Annotated in this window: 22 protein-coding genes; 12 read left to right on the plus strand and 10 right to left on the minus strand. The window is 37.9% G+C overall.

Annotated elements, in window-relative coordinates; all coding sequences use genetic code 11:
• The first annotated feature begins 8 nt into the window (after positions 1 to 8).
• The 5 genes from cutA to RQ359_RS03740 are packed head-to-tail and all read left to right on the plus strand — an operon-like array spanning position 9 to position 3,798.
• Positions 9 to 341, plus strand: a complete 333-nt coding sequence (gene cutA / locus RQ359_RS03720; RefSeq protein WP_054837791.1) for a divalent-cation tolerance protein CutA — start codon at positions 9 to 11, stop codon at positions 339 to 341.
• On the plus strand, positions 322 to 615 hold the full coding sequence (gene gatC / locus RQ359_RS03725) for an Asp-tRNA(Asn) amidotransferase subunit GatC (protein ID WP_054837792.1): 294 nt from the start codon (positions 322 to 324) through the stop codon (positions 613 to 615). Before cutA ends, gatC begins: the two co-directional genes overlap by 20 nt.
• Before the next feature lie 2 nt (positions 616 to 617).
• Positions 618 to 2,018, plus strand: a complete 1,401-nt coding sequence (gene gatA / locus RQ359_RS03730; RefSeq protein WP_054837793.1) for an Asp-tRNA(Asn)/Glu-tRNA(Gln) amidotransferase subunit GatA — start codon at positions 618 to 620, stop codon at positions 2,016 to 2,018.
• 32 nt (positions 2,019 to 2,050) lie between these two features.
• Positions 2,051 to 3,133, plus strand: a complete 1,083-nt coding sequence (gene twy1 / locus RQ359_RS03735; protein WP_054837794.1) for a 4-demethylwyosine synthase TYW1 — start codon at positions 2,051 to 2,053, stop codon at positions 3,131 to 3,133.
• Positions 3,130 to 3,798, plus strand: coding sequence for a DUF120 domain-containing protein (locus tag RQ359_RS03740; RefSeq protein ID WP_156016060.1), 669 nt, complete (start codon positions 3,130 to 3,132; stop codon positions 3,796 to 3,798). The genes twy1 and RQ359_RS03740 overlap by 4 nt, the downstream gene beginning before the upstream one ends.
• A gap of 17 nt (positions 3,799 to 3,815) precedes the next feature.
• On the opposite strand, the gene RQ359_RS03745 is transcribed toward RQ359_RS03740, so the two are convergent.
• Both RQ359_RS03745 and dph5 read right to left on the minus strand, forming a co-directional pair.
• Positions 3,816 to 4,529 carry a DUF357 domain-containing protein gene (locus RQ359_RS03745; RefSeq protein WP_156016059.1) on the minus strand — a complete coding sequence of 238 codons (714 nt, stop codon included), beginning with the start codon at positions 4,527 to 4,529 and terminating at the stop codon, positions 3,816 to 3,818.
• Positions 4,511 to 5,275, minus strand: a complete 765-nt coding sequence (gene dph5 / locus RQ359_RS03750) for a diphthine synthase (RefSeq protein WP_054837795.1) — start codon at positions 5,273 to 5,275, stop codon at positions 4,511 to 4,513. The genes RQ359_RS03745 and dph5 overlap by 19 nt, the downstream gene beginning before the upstream one ends.
• Positions 5,276 to 5,313: 38 nt before the next feature.
• On the opposite strand from dph5, the gene RQ359_RS03755 reads away from it, so the two are divergent.
• Both RQ359_RS03755 and RQ359_RS03760 read left to right on the plus strand, forming a co-directional pair.
• Positions 5,314 to 6,066, plus strand: coding sequence for a metallophosphoesterase (locus tag RQ359_RS03755; RefSeq protein WP_054837796.1), 753 nt, complete (start codon positions 5,314 to 5,316; stop codon positions 6,064 to 6,066).
• Positions 6,067 to 6,153: 87 nt separating this feature from the next.
• Positions 6,154 to 6,711 (plus strand): TATA-box-binding protein, encoded by a 558-nt coding sequence (locus RQ359_RS03760; RefSeq protein ID WP_277019555.1) that lies wholly within the window; start codon positions 6,154 to 6,156, stop codon positions 6,709 to 6,711.
• On the opposite strand, the gene RQ359_RS03765 is transcribed toward RQ359_RS03760, so the two are convergent.
• Positions 6,700 to 7,557 (minus strand): N-acetylglucosamine kinase, encoded by an 858-nt coding sequence (locus RQ359_RS03765; RefSeq protein WP_156016058.1) that lies wholly within the window; start codon positions 7,555 to 7,557, stop codon positions 6,700 to 6,702. The genes RQ359_RS03760 and RQ359_RS03765 overlap by 12 nt on opposite strands.
• 21 nt (positions 7,558 to 7,578) lie before the next feature.
• On the opposite strand from RQ359_RS03765, the gene RQ359_RS03770 reads away from it, so the two are divergent.
• The gene (locus RQ359_RS03770) at positions 7,579 to 7,827 is read left to right on the plus strand and encodes a DUF5622 domain-containing protein (protein WP_240899931.1); all 249 of its coding nucleotides are present in this window, start codon (positions 7,579 to 7,581) and stop codon (positions 7,825 to 7,827) included.
• A gap of 168 nt (positions 7,828 to 7,995) precedes the next feature.
• Here RQ359_RS03770 and RQ359_RS03775 read toward each other — a convergent pair whose 3' ends face one another.
• Positions 7,996 to 9,048, minus strand: coding sequence for a DUF373 family protein (locus tag RQ359_RS03775; RefSeq protein WP_054837798.1), 1,053 nt, complete (start codon positions 9,046 to 9,048; stop codon positions 7,996 to 7,998).
• Positions 9,020 to 9,946 carry a coiled-coil protein gene (locus RQ359_RS03780; RefSeq protein ID WP_156016057.1) on the minus strand — a complete coding sequence of 309 codons (927 nt, stop codon included), beginning with the start codon at positions 9,944 to 9,946 and terminating at the stop codon, positions 9,020 to 9,022. The genes RQ359_RS03775 and RQ359_RS03780 overlap by 29 nt, the downstream gene beginning before the upstream one ends.
• Positions 9,947 to 10,211: 265 nt before the next feature.
• Between RQ359_RS03780 and RQ359_RS03785 the strand changes: the two genes are divergently transcribed.
• The 3 genes from RQ359_RS03785 (at position 10,212) to RQ359_RS03795 (ending at position 11,820) form a co-directional block, all read left to right on the plus strand.
• Positions 10,212 to 10,484, plus strand: coding sequence for an H/ACA ribonucleoprotein complex subunit GAR1 (locus RQ359_RS03785; protein WP_054837800.1), 273 nt, complete (start codon positions 10,212 to 10,214; stop codon positions 10,482 to 10,484).
• Complete coding sequence (locus RQ359_RS03790) at positions 10,481 to 11,356, plus strand: transcription initiation factor IIB (protein WP_156016056.1); 876 nt, start codon at positions 10,481 to 10,483, stop codon at positions 11,354 to 11,356. The genes RQ359_RS03785 and RQ359_RS03790 overlap by 4 nt, the downstream gene beginning before the upstream one ends.
• Positions 11,357 to 11,442: 86 nt before the next feature.
• Positions 11,443 to 11,820 (plus strand): winged helix-turn-helix transcriptional regulator, encoded by a 378-nt coding sequence (locus RQ359_RS03795; protein WP_054837850.1) that lies wholly within the window; start codon positions 11,443 to 11,445, stop codon positions 11,818 to 11,820.
• A gap of 18 nt (positions 11,821 to 11,838) precedes the next feature.
• Here RQ359_RS03795 and RQ359_RS03800 read toward each other — a convergent pair whose 3' ends face one another.
• Genes RQ359_RS03800 through RQ359_RS03820 form a run of 5 tightly spaced genes read right to left on the minus strand, consistent with a single transcriptional unit; the run spans position 11,839 to position 16,237 of the window.
• The gene (locus tag RQ359_RS03800) at positions 11,839 to 12,951 is read right to left on the minus strand and encodes a tRNA (guanine(10)-N(2))-dimethyltransferase (protein ID WP_240899928.1); all 1,113 of its coding nucleotides are present in this window, start codon (positions 12,949 to 12,951) and stop codon (positions 11,839 to 11,841) included.
• A complete protein-coding gene (locus RQ359_RS03805; RefSeq protein WP_156016055.1) occupies positions 12,935 to 13,834 on the minus strand; it encodes a helix-turn-helix domain-containing protein in 900 nt (299 codons plus the stop codon). The genes RQ359_RS03800 and RQ359_RS03805 overlap by 17 nt, the downstream gene beginning before the upstream one ends.
• A gap of 13 nt (positions 13,835 to 13,847) precedes the next feature.
• A complete protein-coding gene (locus RQ359_RS03810) occupies positions 13,848 to 14,243 on the minus strand; it encodes a DUF61 family protein (RefSeq protein ID WP_054837804.1) in 396 nt (131 codons plus the stop codon).
• Positions 14,244 to 14,246: 3 nt separating this feature from the next.
• Positions 14,247 to 14,945, minus strand: coding sequence for a fibrillarin-like rRNA/tRNA 2'-O-methyltransferase (locus RQ359_RS03815; protein ID WP_054837805.1), 699 nt, complete (start codon positions 14,943 to 14,945; stop codon positions 14,247 to 14,249).
• Positions 14,946 to 14,950: 5 nt separating this feature from the next.
• Positions 14,951 to 16,237, minus strand: coding sequence for a C/D box methylation guide ribonucleoprotein complex aNOP56 subunit (locus RQ359_RS03820; protein WP_156016054.1), 1,287 nt, complete (start codon positions 16,235 to 16,237; stop codon positions 14,951 to 14,953).
• A gap of 67 nt (positions 16,238 to 16,304) precedes the next feature.
• On the opposite strand from RQ359_RS03820, the gene RQ359_RS03825 reads away from it, so the two are divergent.
• Positions 16,305 to 16,472: a 30S ribosomal protein S30e gene (locus tag RQ359_RS03825; protein WP_054837806.1), complete on the plus strand. Its 168-nt coding sequence runs from the start codon at positions 16,305 to 16,307 to the stop codon at positions 16,470 to 16,472.
• Positions 16,473 to 16,508 lie beyond the last annotated feature (36 nt).

Consider the following 16,508-nt stretch of genomic DNA (forward strand, 5'->3'; position numbering starts at 1 on the left):
ATAACCTTATGAAAGGAGTAATGATCCTTTCAACGGTATCAAGCTTGGAGGACGCTGAGCGTATAGCTAAACATTTAGTAGAAAAGAAATTAGCTGCTTGCGTGAACATTGTCCCAGGTGTAACGTCTTTCTACTTCTGGAAGGGAGAGCTACAGAAGGACTCTGAGCTCATCTTAGTTATAAAGACTACTAAGGAAGCAGAAGAGCAGGCTATTAACGAAATAAGGAAAGTTCATCCATACGAAGTTCCAGAGATTTTATCGCTTAGTATAGAAAACGGATTAGAAGAATATATTAATTGGATGAAAGGAAGTGTCATCCATGAAAGTCGAGGTAAATGACGAACTAATTAACAAGTTAGAGAGACTTTCTCTTATAACGTTAACAGACAAGGAAAGGGAAAGGATTAAAAATGATGTAAAACAGATTCTGGATTTCTTCAACAAGTTAAACGATGCTAACTTGGATAATATCGAGCCGCTTTTCCATCCTTTACCAGCAGGAAAACTAAGGGAAGATAAGCCCTCCCCTGGGTTGACAAGAGACGAGGCTTTGAGCAACGTCAAGAGAAAGGAGAACGGTTACATAGTCGGTCCTAGAACTTATGGTGATTAGACTTGAGTCTAACGACGAAGTTTATTAGTGGAGAACTGGATGCGGAGGATTACGTTGCTAAAACCTTTGAACAAATAAAGAGAAGAGAGGACCAAGTTCACGCCTTCATCACATTAAGGGAGCAGGAGAAAGTTGCAAAGGAAGTTAAGGACAAAGCTAAAAGGAGTGGAAAACTAGCTGGAATATTAATAGCTATAAAGGATAATATTTCTACAACAGGAATAAGAACCACATGCGGGTCTAGAATGCTTGAGAATTACATTCCACCTTATAATGCAACGGTTATAGAAAAATTACTAAAAGAAGGTGCAGTGATAATTGGAAAGACGAACATGGACGAATTTGCAATGGGATCTACAACGGAAACGAGCTACTTTGGGCTAACCAGAAACCCTTGGAATACTGAAAGGACTCCGGGTGGATCTTCAGGAGGTAGTGCTGCATCAATATCGGCTGGATATGTGAGTCTAGCGTTAGGGAGCGACACTGGAGGGTCAATTAGGGCTCCAGCTTCGTTCAATGGAGTGTATGGTCTAAAGCCTTCTTATGGTACCGTCAGCAGATTTGGATTGATAGCTTATGCAAACAGCTTAGAGCAAATTGGACCATTAGCTAGCAACGTTGAGAGATTATCGCTTCTGTTCTCAATAATAGCTGGAGATGACTCAAGAGACTCGACGACAATAAACTATTACGCTGGCGAAGTCAAGGAGATACCAATTAAAGGGGTTAGAATAGGCCTCCTTAAGAACATAATGGATTCCTCAGAACCAGAGGTGTCGTCTATTACGAGGAAAGTAGTAGATAAGCTAGCTAGCGAAGGCGCAATAGTGGAAGAGACAAATCTAGGTGATGTAGAGTTGGCTCTACCAGCCTATTATATCATAGCAATGTCTGAAGCCAGTTCAAACTTGGCTAGGTTCGATGGCGTTAGATATGGCTACTCCGAACATGGAGACGGAAATTGGAAAGAGACGTTCTCTAAAAATAGAGGAGAAGGATTCGGATTGGAGGTCAAAAGAAGGATAATGTTAGGTAGCTTCATACTTAGTGCTGGATATTATGATCAATATTACGTAAAGGCTTTGAGAGCGAGGAACCTTATAAAGAAAAATATGGACTCTCTATTTTCAAAATATGATATACTCGTCTCTCCGACTATGCCAGTACTTCCGCCCAAAATAGGCGAAGTAATAGATGACCCAATTAAGATGTACGCCATGGATTTGAACACCGTTCTAGCTAACTTATCTGCCATACCCGCTATTTCATTGCCCGCAGGTTTCTCTAATGGCTTGCCAGTGGGAATGCAAATCATGGGAAGATATTTGAGCGACACGTTCCTCATAGGCATTTCAAGTTTCATTGAGAAGTTAACCGGACTTCGTGATCTGGTAGCATAATCAGGTTTTTTAGTACAAAAGAAGAAGTTTAAATGATACACTTGGAGAACGGTCAGCTAAGAATCGACACGATGAGTAGGATCTTTAAAGAGTTAGAAAAAGAAAGATATCATATCATAGGAGGTCATAGTGCATACAAGAAGTGTCATTGGACTCATGAGTATCTTGTAACAGGTAGATCGTGCTACAAGGGCAAATTTTACGGAATAGAAAGCCATAGATGCGTCCAGATGACTCCCGTTGCGGCTTGGTGCTGGTTTAGATGTGTCCATTGTTGGAGATTAGAGCCAGAAGACATAGGAATAGACTGGGATGACACTAAAATGGATTCTTTTGACGATCCAGAATACATAGTTAATGGAAGCATAGAGGAACATAAGAGGGCAGTTTCAGGTTACTTTGGAAGGGAAGGTGTGAAGCCAGATAGAGTGAAAGAGGCATCTCAACCTAAGCACGTAGCAATAAGCCTAACTGGAGAACCTACACTCTACGAGAAATTAGGCGAGCTAATTAAGGAATACCATAGGAGAGGAATGACTACGTTTCTAGTTACCAGCGGAGTTAGACCAGATGTTCTAGCCTCTTTAGAGGAAGAACCCACTCAACTTTTCATGTCACTGCAAGCTCCGAATGAAACTAAACATAAAATAATAAACAGAGCTGTTGTGCCTAACTCGTGGAACTTGGTAATGAGAACACTCAAGATGTTACCTAGCTTTAGCAGTCCTACGGTCCTTAGGCTTACCTTAATAAGAGGCATGAATATGTCAGACAAGGACATTGAGGAATTTGCCAAGTTAATTAAAATATCTAAACCTACCTACATAGAAGCAAAGGCTTATATGCATGTAGGACCTTCTACGTATAGGCTCTCACGTGATGCCATGCCAAGGCACAGCGAAGTAAGGGAATTTTCAAAGAAGCTAGAGAAAATAACTGGATACCACATACTTTCTGAGCACGTTCCAAGCAGAATTGTAATGCTTAGTGAGTTGGACAAACCTATTCAAATAGGAAACGCGTGGAACAATAAATGGGACTGGTCCACAAGGGACATGGAAGACGATATTAATGGTGAATATAAAGAAGCAGAGAAAGGTTGTACTGAGGAATGAACTCCAAGGAAATAGAAGCTGCTTGTATCCTAGCTAAGATAATTTCGTTTTCAAAAGACAAAGGATGTATAACACAACTGGAATTATCAAAGTTATTAGAAATTTCACAACAATCAGTGTCAAGGAAACTAAACGAGCTTGAAGAGATTGGACTGATAACTAAGAGTGAAACTAAGAACGGAACTACAGTAAGGCTAACCAACAAAGGAGAAGAACTTCTACTAAATTGCATGGAAATGATAAAGGAGTCTATAGAGACTAGGAGGGAACTTAAGTTTAAAGGTAAAGTGGTGTCTGGACTCGGTGAAGGAAAGATATTTCTCTCTATAAAGTATTATGAGGAACAGATCTCACAAAAAATGGGTTTCCTTCCGTATCCTGGTACGTTAAACTTGACGCTCTACGATAGAACCTCAATAGAAAACAGGATAATGCTGGATTCAATACCTGGGATATTGATACCGGAACACAAATTCGAGGATCGTGTACTTGGGGCTGTTAAGATGTTTCCAGCAACTGTAAACGGCATAAGCCCTGCCGCAATTGTCATACCGCTTAGAACGGTACATCCGAAGAGCGTGATTGAGGTAATTTCTCCTTACTTCATTAGGGATAAGTTGATGCTAAAAGACGGAGACGAAGTAGAAGTAATAGTAATGACATAAAAATAGCGAATAGTTTCTCAAGATTTTCCTTCCTTATTAGTCTCCTTTTGATTGCCTTGATTATCACAATAACGGGAAATTATTTCCCTTATTATCTGACTGGAGCTAGAATGATTCCATTTATTTATTCTCTCCTTCATTCTGATCACTTCTACATCAAGTCCCCTTTCCTTTAGGGCTCTCTTCAAGTCCTCCTCATTGACCTTCTGATCTGGACCCAAGAAAACTATGTCAGGCTTAATTTTCTCAACGCTCTTGAGGAAATCCTTACTATCGCCTAAAAAGGCATCGTGAACGTATCTTATGCCTTTTACAACTTCAAGTCTGATATTTTCATCGTTTATAGGTCTTCTGCCCTTTGCCTTCTCCGAATTTTCGTCTCTAGCAACCGATACGAAAACCCTGCCATACCTAGATGCCTCCTTTAGAAATTCTATATGACCTGGATGGATCAAATCAAAGGTTCCACCAACAAAAACTTTTTTCGATACTTGAGACTCTTCCTTCGCAGTAAGGAAATTTATAGAATCCAACAAGCCCTCTGCGTAAACTACATCAACTAAAGAGGTAACAAGGTCGCCCTTCTCTAGATAGTATTCCGCGTCCTCTGTGTACTGCCTAGCTAACTCTACCAACTTGTTGAAATTTCCTAGATCACCTATCTTCTGTAATCTTTCTTCCATTCCTTGAATATATTTTGATGCTCTAAACTTTACTTCTGCGTCATCCATTTCAAAGCATCAGCCTCCATATAATGGAGATTAGAGGGAAATATGAGTATGTGTGGAGGATTTCCGAAATTGTGGTCAGCTACGTCTTTTACTTGGATGCACATAATTGATTCGTCTGGACATCCAAGCCTAGAACCAACTATTATTAGGTCGTTTTCGTTTATAACACCTTCGTTTTTCATTTCTTCCATCTTTAAAAGTAAAGAAACAGCATCCTTTGGAGACATGAATTTCCCGTCCCTAATATCCAGATAGATTAAAGTATGTAGACCTTGTGCTTTATTGCTCTTCAGAACATAATAGGGGGCGGTGTCCAATATCCCATAGCTTGGATACACTAATGTTACTGACTTGCCGAATTTATATGATGATAACATGGACTTAGAAATTAGGTAGCAGTGAACCGATATCCCTGGAATTACGTTTACTTTTATACCTGACTTTCTAGCTTCAATTGCCAAGGAAACATGAGTAGTTGCAATCATAGGATCGCCTATTGTGGCTATCGATACTATTTTTTCCTTTGCCATTGCTATTATTTCATTAGATCTATTCTCCAATAGATTTCTATCAGCTTCAATGACTTCTCCCCTGGTTATTGATTTTATGTAATCAGGTGTGATATCGCAGGAGACTGAAGTATAAGTGTCGTATATTATTATGTCGCTGTTCGCTAGTATATGCTTTGCTCCCTCAGTCATTAGAGACCTTGAGAGACCCATACCTATAAAGTAAAGTTCTCCCATATGTGTAATACAACCAGCCTCTCTAAAGGTTGTTTTATATGATAGCCATATCTGACTCCGTTTTCATAGATGGAGATCTTCCTGTACTTTACCTAAAGAGATTAGATGGAATAGTAATGTCAGACATTCACATAGGTTATGAACAAGACATGGCTAAGAGGGGTATATATATACCTAATGTACAGAAGAAGCGATTCCTCTCGGTCTATGAGAAATCACTATCTACCTTCAATTTTAAAAAGTTAATAATTAACGGCGACTTTAAACACACATTTGAAAAGCTCACAAAACAAGAAAAGGACGAACTGTCGGAAATACTTTCACGAACTAGGGAAGATGGAATAGAGGTGAAGGTAATAAAGGGTAATCATGATAACTACATTTCCCTAGTCGTTGAGAAGTTCGATAACGTGGAACTTATGGATTCTATGGAAGTGGACAACTTCATGATAACGCATGGTCATAAAACCATTGAGAAAAAGGATGATAAAACTTTCATTTTAGGTCATGAACACCCGAGGCTTTCCATAAGGGACAGAATAGGATATGTAAAGAGATTCCAAGTCTTTTTAAGTATTCCCGTAAGAGATTCCTCATCAAAGATAATAGTTTTACCTCCGGTAGGAACATATCAAGCTGGAAATGACGTTACGATGTTTCACTCAAACTATATGAGCCCACTAATAAGAAACTATGGATCTCTAGAAAACGCAAAGCCATACGTAATAGTGGAAGGTGAAGGGATCATGGAGTTCCCTGAATTGAAGCTTTTAAGGAAGATCATTATTTAAATAGGGGTTTATAAAGGTCTATGCACAATATATAAAAAGGTGGTTATAATAGCAGACTCAAACATCCAGTACAAAGCTGTAATAAACATAGAAAATATAGTTGCTACCGTTACCTTGGATCAGAACTTGGATCTTTATGCTATGGAGAGAAGCATACCCAACATAGAATATGACCCTGATCAATTTCCTGGTTTAATATTTAGACTAGAACAACCCAAAGTAACATCGCTTATATTCAAATCTGGAAAAATGGTCGTCACTGGAGCTAAAAGCACAGACGAGCTAATTAAGGCAGTTAAAAGGATAATTAAAACCCTAAGGAGATATAGCATAAGGATATTAGGGAAGCCTAAGATACAAATTCAGAATATTGTGGCTTCAGCTAACTTACATGTCCACGTCAACTTGGACAAGGCTGCGTTCTTACTTGAAAACAACATGTACGAACCAGAGCAGTTCCCTGGTTTGATATTCAGGATGGATGAACCTAAGGTAGTTCTATTAATATTTAGCAGTGGAAAGATGGTAATTACTGGGGCAAAAAGGGAAGATGAAGTGTACAAGGCAGTAAGGAAAATCTTTGAGAAATTAAATGAGCTTGAATGCATAAGCGCAGTTGAAGAAGAGGAGGAACTAGAACTCTAAAAGTCTCATAAGACCATTAATTATATCATTGCTTTTCTTAACGTTTAAATCTATTTTATATCTTTCTTTCATATGAAAAACAAAATTTAAGAATGAATTCTCAAAGATATCAGAGTTAAATAGGCCTCCAAAATAATATAATGAATTTTGATTTGAAGTCCTTGTAGCTAATATAATTATCCTCCATATGTCTCTAAGACCTTTCTGTAAAATTGATCTAGCGTCTGGATCCATAGTTACACAGGAAAATAGTTTAGATGAAAACGAAGCAATTTTCTCTTGGTTACATGAATTTTGATAAAGAAATTTTACCAACTCGTCCTCTTCCTTAAAGCCGGAAGACTTTAACATGCAACTGATTCTTTTTAGCCCCTGAAACTCCTCTAAAACCGCCTTCAAATATTCCCTGCCGAACCAAAAGCCAGAGCAGGGATCACCTACTAACCAGCCTCTATCACCTTTAATTATTCTCCTCTTCCCATCAAAACAATAAATAATGCTTCCAGTACCGGCTATCATTGAACAGCCCTCTTCAGCGTTCGAAAGGAGGACAACGTGGGCATCATGCTCTATCTTCACCTTAGGGGCGAACTTTCCTATTCTATTATATATAAGATTTCTTGCAGTTTCCAAATTATCGTGAACATCGGTACCAGCTAAGGCTATAGAAATACCGTCAAATCTAGCTTTATAAAAATGTACAACTTGCTCTATTGCCTTCACAGAACGTTCAAAACCTACGGTTGCAACGCTACCCGGGGGACCTCTGTAAGTAGATACGACCTTCTTACCATCATAGAGGAATCCCTTAGTTGACGTTCCACCTGCATCTATTAGGAGATACATAAAAATTAAAATGGGCTTTCCATGATAAAATTGGTCATTATGCTAAAGCACGACAAATACGTTTACATAGAGGTTAAAAGATCTCTAAATGAAAAGAAAGAAGAGAAGTTCTACGTAAAAGCTAGATCTTTCAAGGCTAAAGATTATAACTCCCCTGACAGATATGTTATAGCAGGCATAAAGAAGGAGAAGCCGCCTAGAGGAGCTAGTGTTATAAAAGTTGACGACGTTCCTTTAGAGATAAAGGAGAAATTACTCGGCAATAAATAATCTCTTATGTAAAGAAATAACTAGTTATTATTTTTCCTCAAAACTATTTCTTCCTTTCGTTCTTTTTATTGTTATTTCTTTTCAAATCATAAGATACATAACATGTGTCACATAATTTAAACAAAATTTAAAAATTGCCATCTATAAAATACAAATAATTCATTTCATTTAGCCTGTTTTAGTAAATTTGGATTTCTCTACGAAACTTAATGCTATATAAGAGGATATTATTACTGCTGACGATAGTGCTAACGTAAATAGGGCTTCTCCACCTAGGAATTGATTTCTTATTATCTCATTAAGAAAATCAAAAATTACATAATATAAAAATATTGTAGAAACTACCTTAATTAAGTCATGCCATATTCTAATATCTCTGTATACGGCCTTGGATATTGCCTTGCCGCTAAATAAGACAACTATAGAAAACGTAAAGTAAGGAAGCAATGTACCTAAAACTATGTAAATCCCTTGACTCAAAGTCATTATTCTAATGGATTGGAGCTCTAGATCTAAGCTCACTATCCCTATTATGACTGATATAATAGAGATCACGGACGTAATAACCATTATAACTGAGTTCTCCCACCATTTCTCTAATTGCTCATCTATCCTTAGCCCTCTTATTATCATAGCCACGCCTATTGTGGCCAATATAACTGGACCAATATAGTAAGAAAGGTCCAGCAATGAGAAAATTCCTACTAAAACGAATATTAGCCCAGGAACACCTAAAAATATCCTTGAGAATTTCTCCTCAGAAAACGCCCTCTTCAGGTAACGTCCTATTAGCATGTAAGTCTCCTCCACTCCTCTGTGTTGCTCTACTATCACTTGCTCTATTGCAGAGATCTTTATTCTAGATTGAACAATTGGAATAGCCTTAGCATCTTCTGGACTGTCGTATACAACAATGGCCTGGTCTGGATGCAACTTCTCTATAACATCGTCTATCTTTGAAGAAAAAGCCAGCTGTGCCTCTAATTCGCTCTTATTTGAACCGGCTATGAAAACTATCTCGACATCCTCTCCTTCTCTCTTTAGACGCTTGTAAGTGTTAAAAGCGGCGACCATAGAGTTGAAATCTGAATCATAAACCATATATTCAGAGGCTGTATCTATAGCTTTTCTGACAGCCTCTTCCCCTATTACAGGGGTCTCTATACCTATTTCTCCAAGATCATCGTCAATGTCAATGTAGATTACTATTGTTCTTGCCATTGTTCCTATCTACATCACCATAAAGTATATAAAGTTCCTCGAATGTAAGCCTCTTCTTTTGTTTCAGTTTCTCTTCTACATCCTTTCTCTTCTTCTCTAGGATCTCCTTTTCATTCTCACCTATTCTCTGCATTGATTCCTGCCTTGACTGCTCTGCAATACGTCTAGTTTTGTCATCATAAGAGCTCAGCTCGTTATACTTTTCATTTAATTGTTGCTTTATTTGATCTATCGACTTAGAAAGTTCGTCCATTTCCTTGTTTATGTTATCTATTTCCTTTGATAATTTATCACGTTCCTCTTTTAATGAGGTTAAAATTTTCTTCTTTTCGTCTAGCTCTGCTACAACTTTAGATACTTCTTCCTTTATAGATGATAGCTCAACCTTCTTAGCCAAATATTCTGCCCTGCTAACGTTTCCTCTCTCCTTAACTTTCACCGTTTTCTTTACCTCTGCAAGCTTCTTCTCCAGTTCTGCAATCTTTTGAATGATCTTTTTCTCTTCCTCTAAAGGTAGAGAAGATGTCTCTACTCTCCATTCCAATTCCTTTATTCTTCTTCTAAGAACATCTGGCCTTAGACCAGGCTGCTGTTGTGCAGTTGATTTCCTAGCCTCATCTAATTGCTTTCTCATTTCCTGTATTTCCTTAAAAAGAGAATCTTTTCTTTCTTTTAATTTATTTAGCTGATCAAGTTTTACCTTGAATTCCCCCCTTACTGTATCTATCTGGGTACGCAGCTGCTTAACTTTCTCTATTAATTCTGCTCTTCTGCTCCTTAACGAATCGAACTTATTTATCAGTTTTATCCTTTCCTCCTTTAGCTTTGCTATTTCCTCTCTAAGCTGCGACCTTTTGAGGGAAATCTCGTCCTCTTCAGCCCTCGGAAGTGAAGACATGTTATGCGACATAATTATACTTCTTTGTATAAATAGCTATTTCTCTAAAATGTGATTCTTCTGCCTTATATAGAGGGTTTAATCTTTAATTGAACTAAAAAAGTGATGAGGTTAGAACGTTTAAAAATGGCAATAGCTAATAATTCTTTTCTTCCTTGTCTAAAGTTTCTAGAGCTATTTCCTCATTTACGATTGAATGCCGTCCTAGGTTATTGGGAGTATTATTTTGTATATATATAAACGTCATAATGGCTTAAGATATAATATGACACGCCAAAAGCTTATAGAAACTAACGGAATTCATAAGGCATTGGACAAAAATAAAATACTAATAAGGCTCAAAAATAATTACGATTATACTAGACTAAATATGATTGGAAAAGTAATTGTTACAGAGAAGGGAGATAGAATAGGTAAAGTTCTGGACGTCTTAGGAAACGTTAGCGACCCTTACGCTTTGGTAATGCTTACCAATAATATAGACTTGAATGGAAAGAAGATATACGTTGAATTACCTTTTATGGTGAGAGGTAAATGAAGTGCCCAGAATGCGGAGAAGATACTTTGATAAACGATCCTACAACTAATCAACGAGTCTGTACTAGCTGTGGTTATGTTGATGAAGAACAACTAATTGATACCGGACCGGAATGGAGAGCATACACGCAAAGAGACCGTTTAAACAAGGAAAGAATAGGAGCTCCTTTGTCCGACAGTATACATGACCGTGGGCTTACAACTCGTTTAGACGTATCATCAAAAAATAGATACATTTCAATGAAACTTAAAAGAATACATGAAAAGACCAGAGTCTCTAATAACGATAAAAAGTTAGTTACGCTACTGTCCATACTAAATGATCAGAGCGCCAAGATGGGACTTCCTGACTACGTTAAAAATACTGCCTCTACTATACTGAGAAAATTGGTTGCTACTAAGGCAGCTAACAGAGTAGACAAGAATACGTTGGTTGCAGCTTCGTTATATCAAGCATGTAAAATAAATCAAATCCCCAGACACCATCAAGAGTTCAAAGATAAGTTTTCACTTGAAAGAAATGAGTTCTGGAAAGCGATTAAAAAAGTTCAGTCAATAAAACAAATCTCGCCAGATCTTAAGTCTAAGATTAAACCTAACGAGTATATTCCAATGGTAAACACTTCTCTTAACCTTCCACAAACCGTAGCCACAAAGGCGTCACAGTTGGTGGAAAGAATGTACGAGGATGGAATGAGTAGTGGAAAAGGTTATTTAGCTTTAAGTGCTGCAGCAGTTTACCTCATAAGTACATTAATGGACAAGAAAAAGACTCAAAAAGAAATAGCAGATGCCTTAAAGATAACTGAAGTAACTATTAGGAACAGATATAAAGATATCGTAGGCGCTTTCGACATTGAAGTCAAGATATAAAAAACCGTTAAAAAGATTCTCATATCGAGCAAAAGTAAATAAGCTAGAATTGACAAATAATAGTTTTGGGCATGAGTGAGTTTAACATGGGATCAGATTTCTCAGATTATGAAGAGCTTGTAAAAACAAAGATAAGAGAAACTGGAGAGAAAGGAATTTCTCAGCAAGAGCTTGCTAGAGCTGTCGGGATACCAGTAAGGGATGTGGCAGTAATAGTCAAGAAGTTAATAGAGAGAAAGATCGTAGCAAAGAAGGCAATAAAGGAGAACGGCAAAAACGTAATAAAGCTCTTTCCCTTGAAGTCTTCCGATGTGGCTCTTTACGTCGAGCTTAAAGCGGTAAACCAAATACCGTGTATGACGTGTAATATTCTCTCTAAATGTGGAGATGGTACTCATATTTCTCCGTCCACTTGTAACAAGCTATCTTTTTGGATATTAGACGGAGTAGGAGGAGCCTCATAAAGGTCCTCTTCTTTTAGCTCAATTTTTTATTGAATTCTTCATACATTTTATGACCTCTGAATAGTCCATATTTGTTTTTACTCCTTTAGGATCGAAATGCGTATAAAAACCTGAAGTGCATTCTACTATATCCTTGGTTGAAGGAACTGCAGGAAGATTCAGCATAGAGGAGAATTTATCCAATGAGTAATAGAAAGCCGGAGCTGAGATTTCTTGTTTTATCTTATTCAATAATTTACCCGCTTCCCCTTCTGAGTTCATTGAGGTTAAGACTTCGCTTTCATATAAACTGCCCAGCCAAAGTGGACCGGCAACTGTCATTTCTGAACCGCAAATTTCACACTTACGTAGATCACATGAATCATTGGAGAACTTATGAAAACCGCATTTTGGGCATTCTGCGACTAAACCTAAGTTCTCAAGTGAGGAGTCTGCCTTAGTTGCCCCTTCCTCGACCCTTATAAAGACTCTGAAAAAATGACCGTAATAGAAACTCATGATAGGAAATATTCCCTTCTCTTCCACTGACGCTTCGCTAGCTATTCTTCCCAATAATATTCTTACTCCAACTTCCTTTGAAAAAGAAAGCTTCCTATTATTAATTGCTCCGTACTTTCTTCTGCATGATCTAGGTGAGCTTCCCTCCAGCGGGGACAAGTCAGTTGCGGTAAATCCAATTACTCCCCTTCTTCCAACAGACCTTACAGCTGAAAGGATAAATGGGGAAGGAGAACCGAAAGGATCTATATCTACAAAGAAGCCTCTCTTACTATTTAAAAGAGCGTTGGCGTCCATATTATATATTTCGAAAGACTGAATAGAATTTAGCTTAATGTTTTCCTCAATTAATGATATTGCATTTTTATCAACATCATTAAATATAACATGGGATACACCGGCCTCTAGAGCATACCTTATCCCCCTAACTCCAGAGGCTGAGAAGGCATCTATTACAATTTTAGGTGATATAACTTTGGCCAGCTCTACGCTTATATCTCTATTAATTTTCATTCTAGGATTATAAAATACTGGTAACCATGCCGGGTCAAACTTACCGTCTTTGATGTAGTCTTGAGGATCTGGTATGTAAAATGTAGCTTTACCCTCAACTACCTTAGCCTTCTTCATCATTCAAGACATCGGCTAACTCTAGGTTAGACGTGGTTTTGAATCCTTCTGTTTTGCTCTCATTTGATACCTTGTTGGTTCTAGCTACAATCACTAAATCACCGTTCATATGTAACGTAAGTTTCTTAGCATCGTAAAATTTCTTAAACGCCTTGTTACTGTCCTTAGGCTCAATAGATATCACTAATCTCCTTTTCTCGGTTGTAGCAATAATATCTGCAGGAGCTAGCTTTAGATTTACAACATTAAAACCCTTTTTCTTGAGGGAAGCGGAAATTTTAGCCTTAGTATTATCATGGGAACCTATATCTTCTTCGATAACATCTTGGCTACACGTGTCATCAAATACATTACCTATTATATCTTCGCCGAAAATCTCAAGTAACTTCTCTGCAACCTCTACAGTTACGTCTGAATCACCTTTCTCATAGTCATAAATTGCCTGCCTGGAAACTCCTAACGATTTAGCTAACTCTCCTATACTAAGTCCCATTTCCTCCCTTTTCTCTTTTAATATTTCATGTTTTATTTTAATAAAAATACCTCCCCTTGTTTTGTAAATATAAAGTTTATCTCCATCTAAAGCCCTCTCTAGAGCATAGGGGGATACCCCGTAGACTTTGTCAATCCTGTTAACTATGTCCTCCTCGGCGTCTTCTGTTACAACTAACGCAGCAGACTCGGTCGCGGATGCGATCTTTTTTAGATCTTTTATCTCATCTTTACCTACCCTTTCTGTGGGAACCCTTATGAGAAATCTTCTCTGTTTATATCCTTCCACTATAATGTCTATTGACCTTCTGTTCGTATCGGGATAGGTTATAACGCTGAATTTATAGTCCCTTAATGATAACAGTCTTAATATTTCATCCAGCTCAAACGCCAAGGCTATCACGCTTTTACTCGTCTAGTTGCATAAATGAGCTAGTTAAACTTATAAATATTATAGATCTATACTTCTTAATAAGTTCTTCTACATCTACCGTGGTTAATGAGTCGCTTTCCCTTCCAATGAGGGTCGATATTCCACGTTTCTCCCACTCGGAGCCTGAAATTAAATATTCGCCAACATTCATTGTTTTAATTATTATAAAAGGTATTTTTACCATAGACCACATGTAAATTGGTATATTAGAGGATAATTTTTCTATCTCTTCCGATTTCATCTGATGAGTTATACCGTTAGCCAGCTTTATGGTGTTTTTCCCTTTTAATGCATCATTTATCGTAACAAATTCTTTCGGAAGAGAGCTAAAAACATCTTTAAAACCTAAATCAAATATCTTATCTATCAAATTTCATCTCTCATATTTTGCTATAAACATGGAGTGATCCTTATCGTATGGATCTAGGTTAATTACTTGATCAGCGACGAAACCTGCCTTCTCGATCTTCTCCAGTTCTGATTTATAAATTTCCTTAGGGTCTTTAGTAACGTCAATGCTTCTAGCCTTTATAGCAAGAAGCATATAGCCTCCATGTTTTAGGAAGAACTCTGCATTATATATTGCAATGTCAGTCTGATTAGGCTGTGCTATATCTACATATAATACATCGGCGTCCTCTACTAGGCTCCTATAGTTTTGTGGGAATCTAGCATCCGCTAATATAGGGAACATATTGGGTCTTTTTTGAGCTACAAGTATTAACTCCCTTACTACTCTAGCGGAAAATTCAACACTGTATACCTTACCTTTTTCTTCAATAATATCTGAAATGTGACTTGGCGTAGTTCCTGAAGCTGCCCCCAGATAGAGAACTTTAACCCCGCGTTTAACTGGATTTTCCTTTAATCCTTTCATTATTGCTCCGGCTAGCTTACTACGATAAGCGTTCCATTCTCTGTATTCTACTCCTTGATACTTGACTAACCTTTCTCCGTAAACGTTAGAACCTACTGCCATGTTCTTAGTGCATAGCCTTTCAGCTCCATCACTAAATAGACACTCAAAGACGTTTTCCATTTTAGTTTCTTTCACTTCCATTACTTCAGACATTCATTTCACCTATTTCTTCTGTTTCCTCTATTACCTTTTCCTTTGTTCTTTCCCTTTTTATTTCTCCACTTTCCTTTGGATCCACCTCCTCTTCGTTCTTCCCTTCTCTCTTCACGGGGCTCACCCCTATCTTCCTTTGCTGGTCTAGCAGGAGGTTGAGCGTACTTGGTCTTTATTTCCTCTATCCTTTTGTTCAAGGATTCTACCAGCTGATCTCCTACATATCTTCCGCTAAATGCATCTATCCTAGACGCTATTGCCAATTTAGCAGCCAAGGCTCTCGCAATTTTTCCTCTCTGCCATCTAGGAGACATATGTATACTTTGATATTGGAATATAACTCCATGTTTAGGTGGCCTACTGCCGCTCCTTAAAGCTCTAAATAGGGCCTTCTCAGCACCTAAAACTTGTATAGTACTGGCGGGCATCTTTGCTAGATCTTGAAGACTGCCAGCTATGCTAAGAAGACGTGCACCTAGAGAAGCGCCCACCAGCGCTGTTACGTTAGGTGCAACTTCCCTCATAACTTCTTCTAAATAATTGGTAAGGTTGTCCCTTATCTTATACTTCTCGAGAATATTATCGGAGAGCATCCTTACTGCTTTCAAATCATCATCAGATATATCAGCACCAATGCTCTTCTTTGCAGCATCATATATCTTGGAGGCCTTATTATCAGTGAATCCTATTTCTTTTAATCCTTCTAACGCTATATTGTCTCTATAACCAAAGTAGGAGATAATTCTAGCATACTGTAAATGATCCTCTATTAGCCTATCTAATTCTGGGAAGTGAAGACTATACCATTCCCTAAGCCTCTCTGAGAATAAATTGATCGTTTTATCTATGTCGTCTATTGCCCTAATCGCTTGTATTGCAAGAAGATCCCTTCTCTGCGAAGCCCCCCTAAGCTTGCTTCTAGTATATTCCATTGAAAGTTGGTACAGAAATGAGTAAACTTCTTCCTCTTTCTCAGCAAATTTGGATTCTAAAGCATATTTAACCATGGATTCCCTGAAAGTCCTTGCACCTAAATGGTGTGGCTTAAACGTAGCTTTATAGCCCATAGCCTGAAGTTGAGGTACTTCTGATTCGTTTTCAACTACAACTTCTGATGGGTTAAGTTTCTTTAAAAGTTCCACTGCTGAAGGAAATGGAACTCCCTTTTCGTTTTCCGTCAATATAGAAACTATCTTTCCTACGTCTTTACCGTTGACGACGAAATCCTTAAGCTCTCCATTTTCATCAAAGGCAAAGGACCCTATAGCATGTTCGACTAAGTAAACTTTCATAAAGGTCTATGCTCTAGAAAACTTTTAAGTTTAAATTTTTGATTAGATAAAAGTGGTGTTAAGTTAAATGCCATCTCATGGTTCGCTAACTAAAGCAGGTAAGGTAAGGAGCCAAACTCCTAAGGTTGAAGCAAAAGAGAAACATAAGGAACCGCCCAGGATGAGGAATAAGATGGAGTTCTCCAAAAGGGCTAATGGGCAGCAGCCTTCCAATTCAAATAAGAGGAGAAGATAACATTCGAAAAACGTGAAACATAAAGACCAAAGATTT

The sequence above is a fragment of the Sulfuracidifex metallicus DSM 6482 = JCM 9184 genome (genome assembly GCA_032834875.1).
Classification (GTDB): Archaea; Thermoproteota; Thermoprotei_A; order Sulfolobales; family Sulfolobaceae; genus Sulfuracidifex; species Sulfuracidifex metallicus.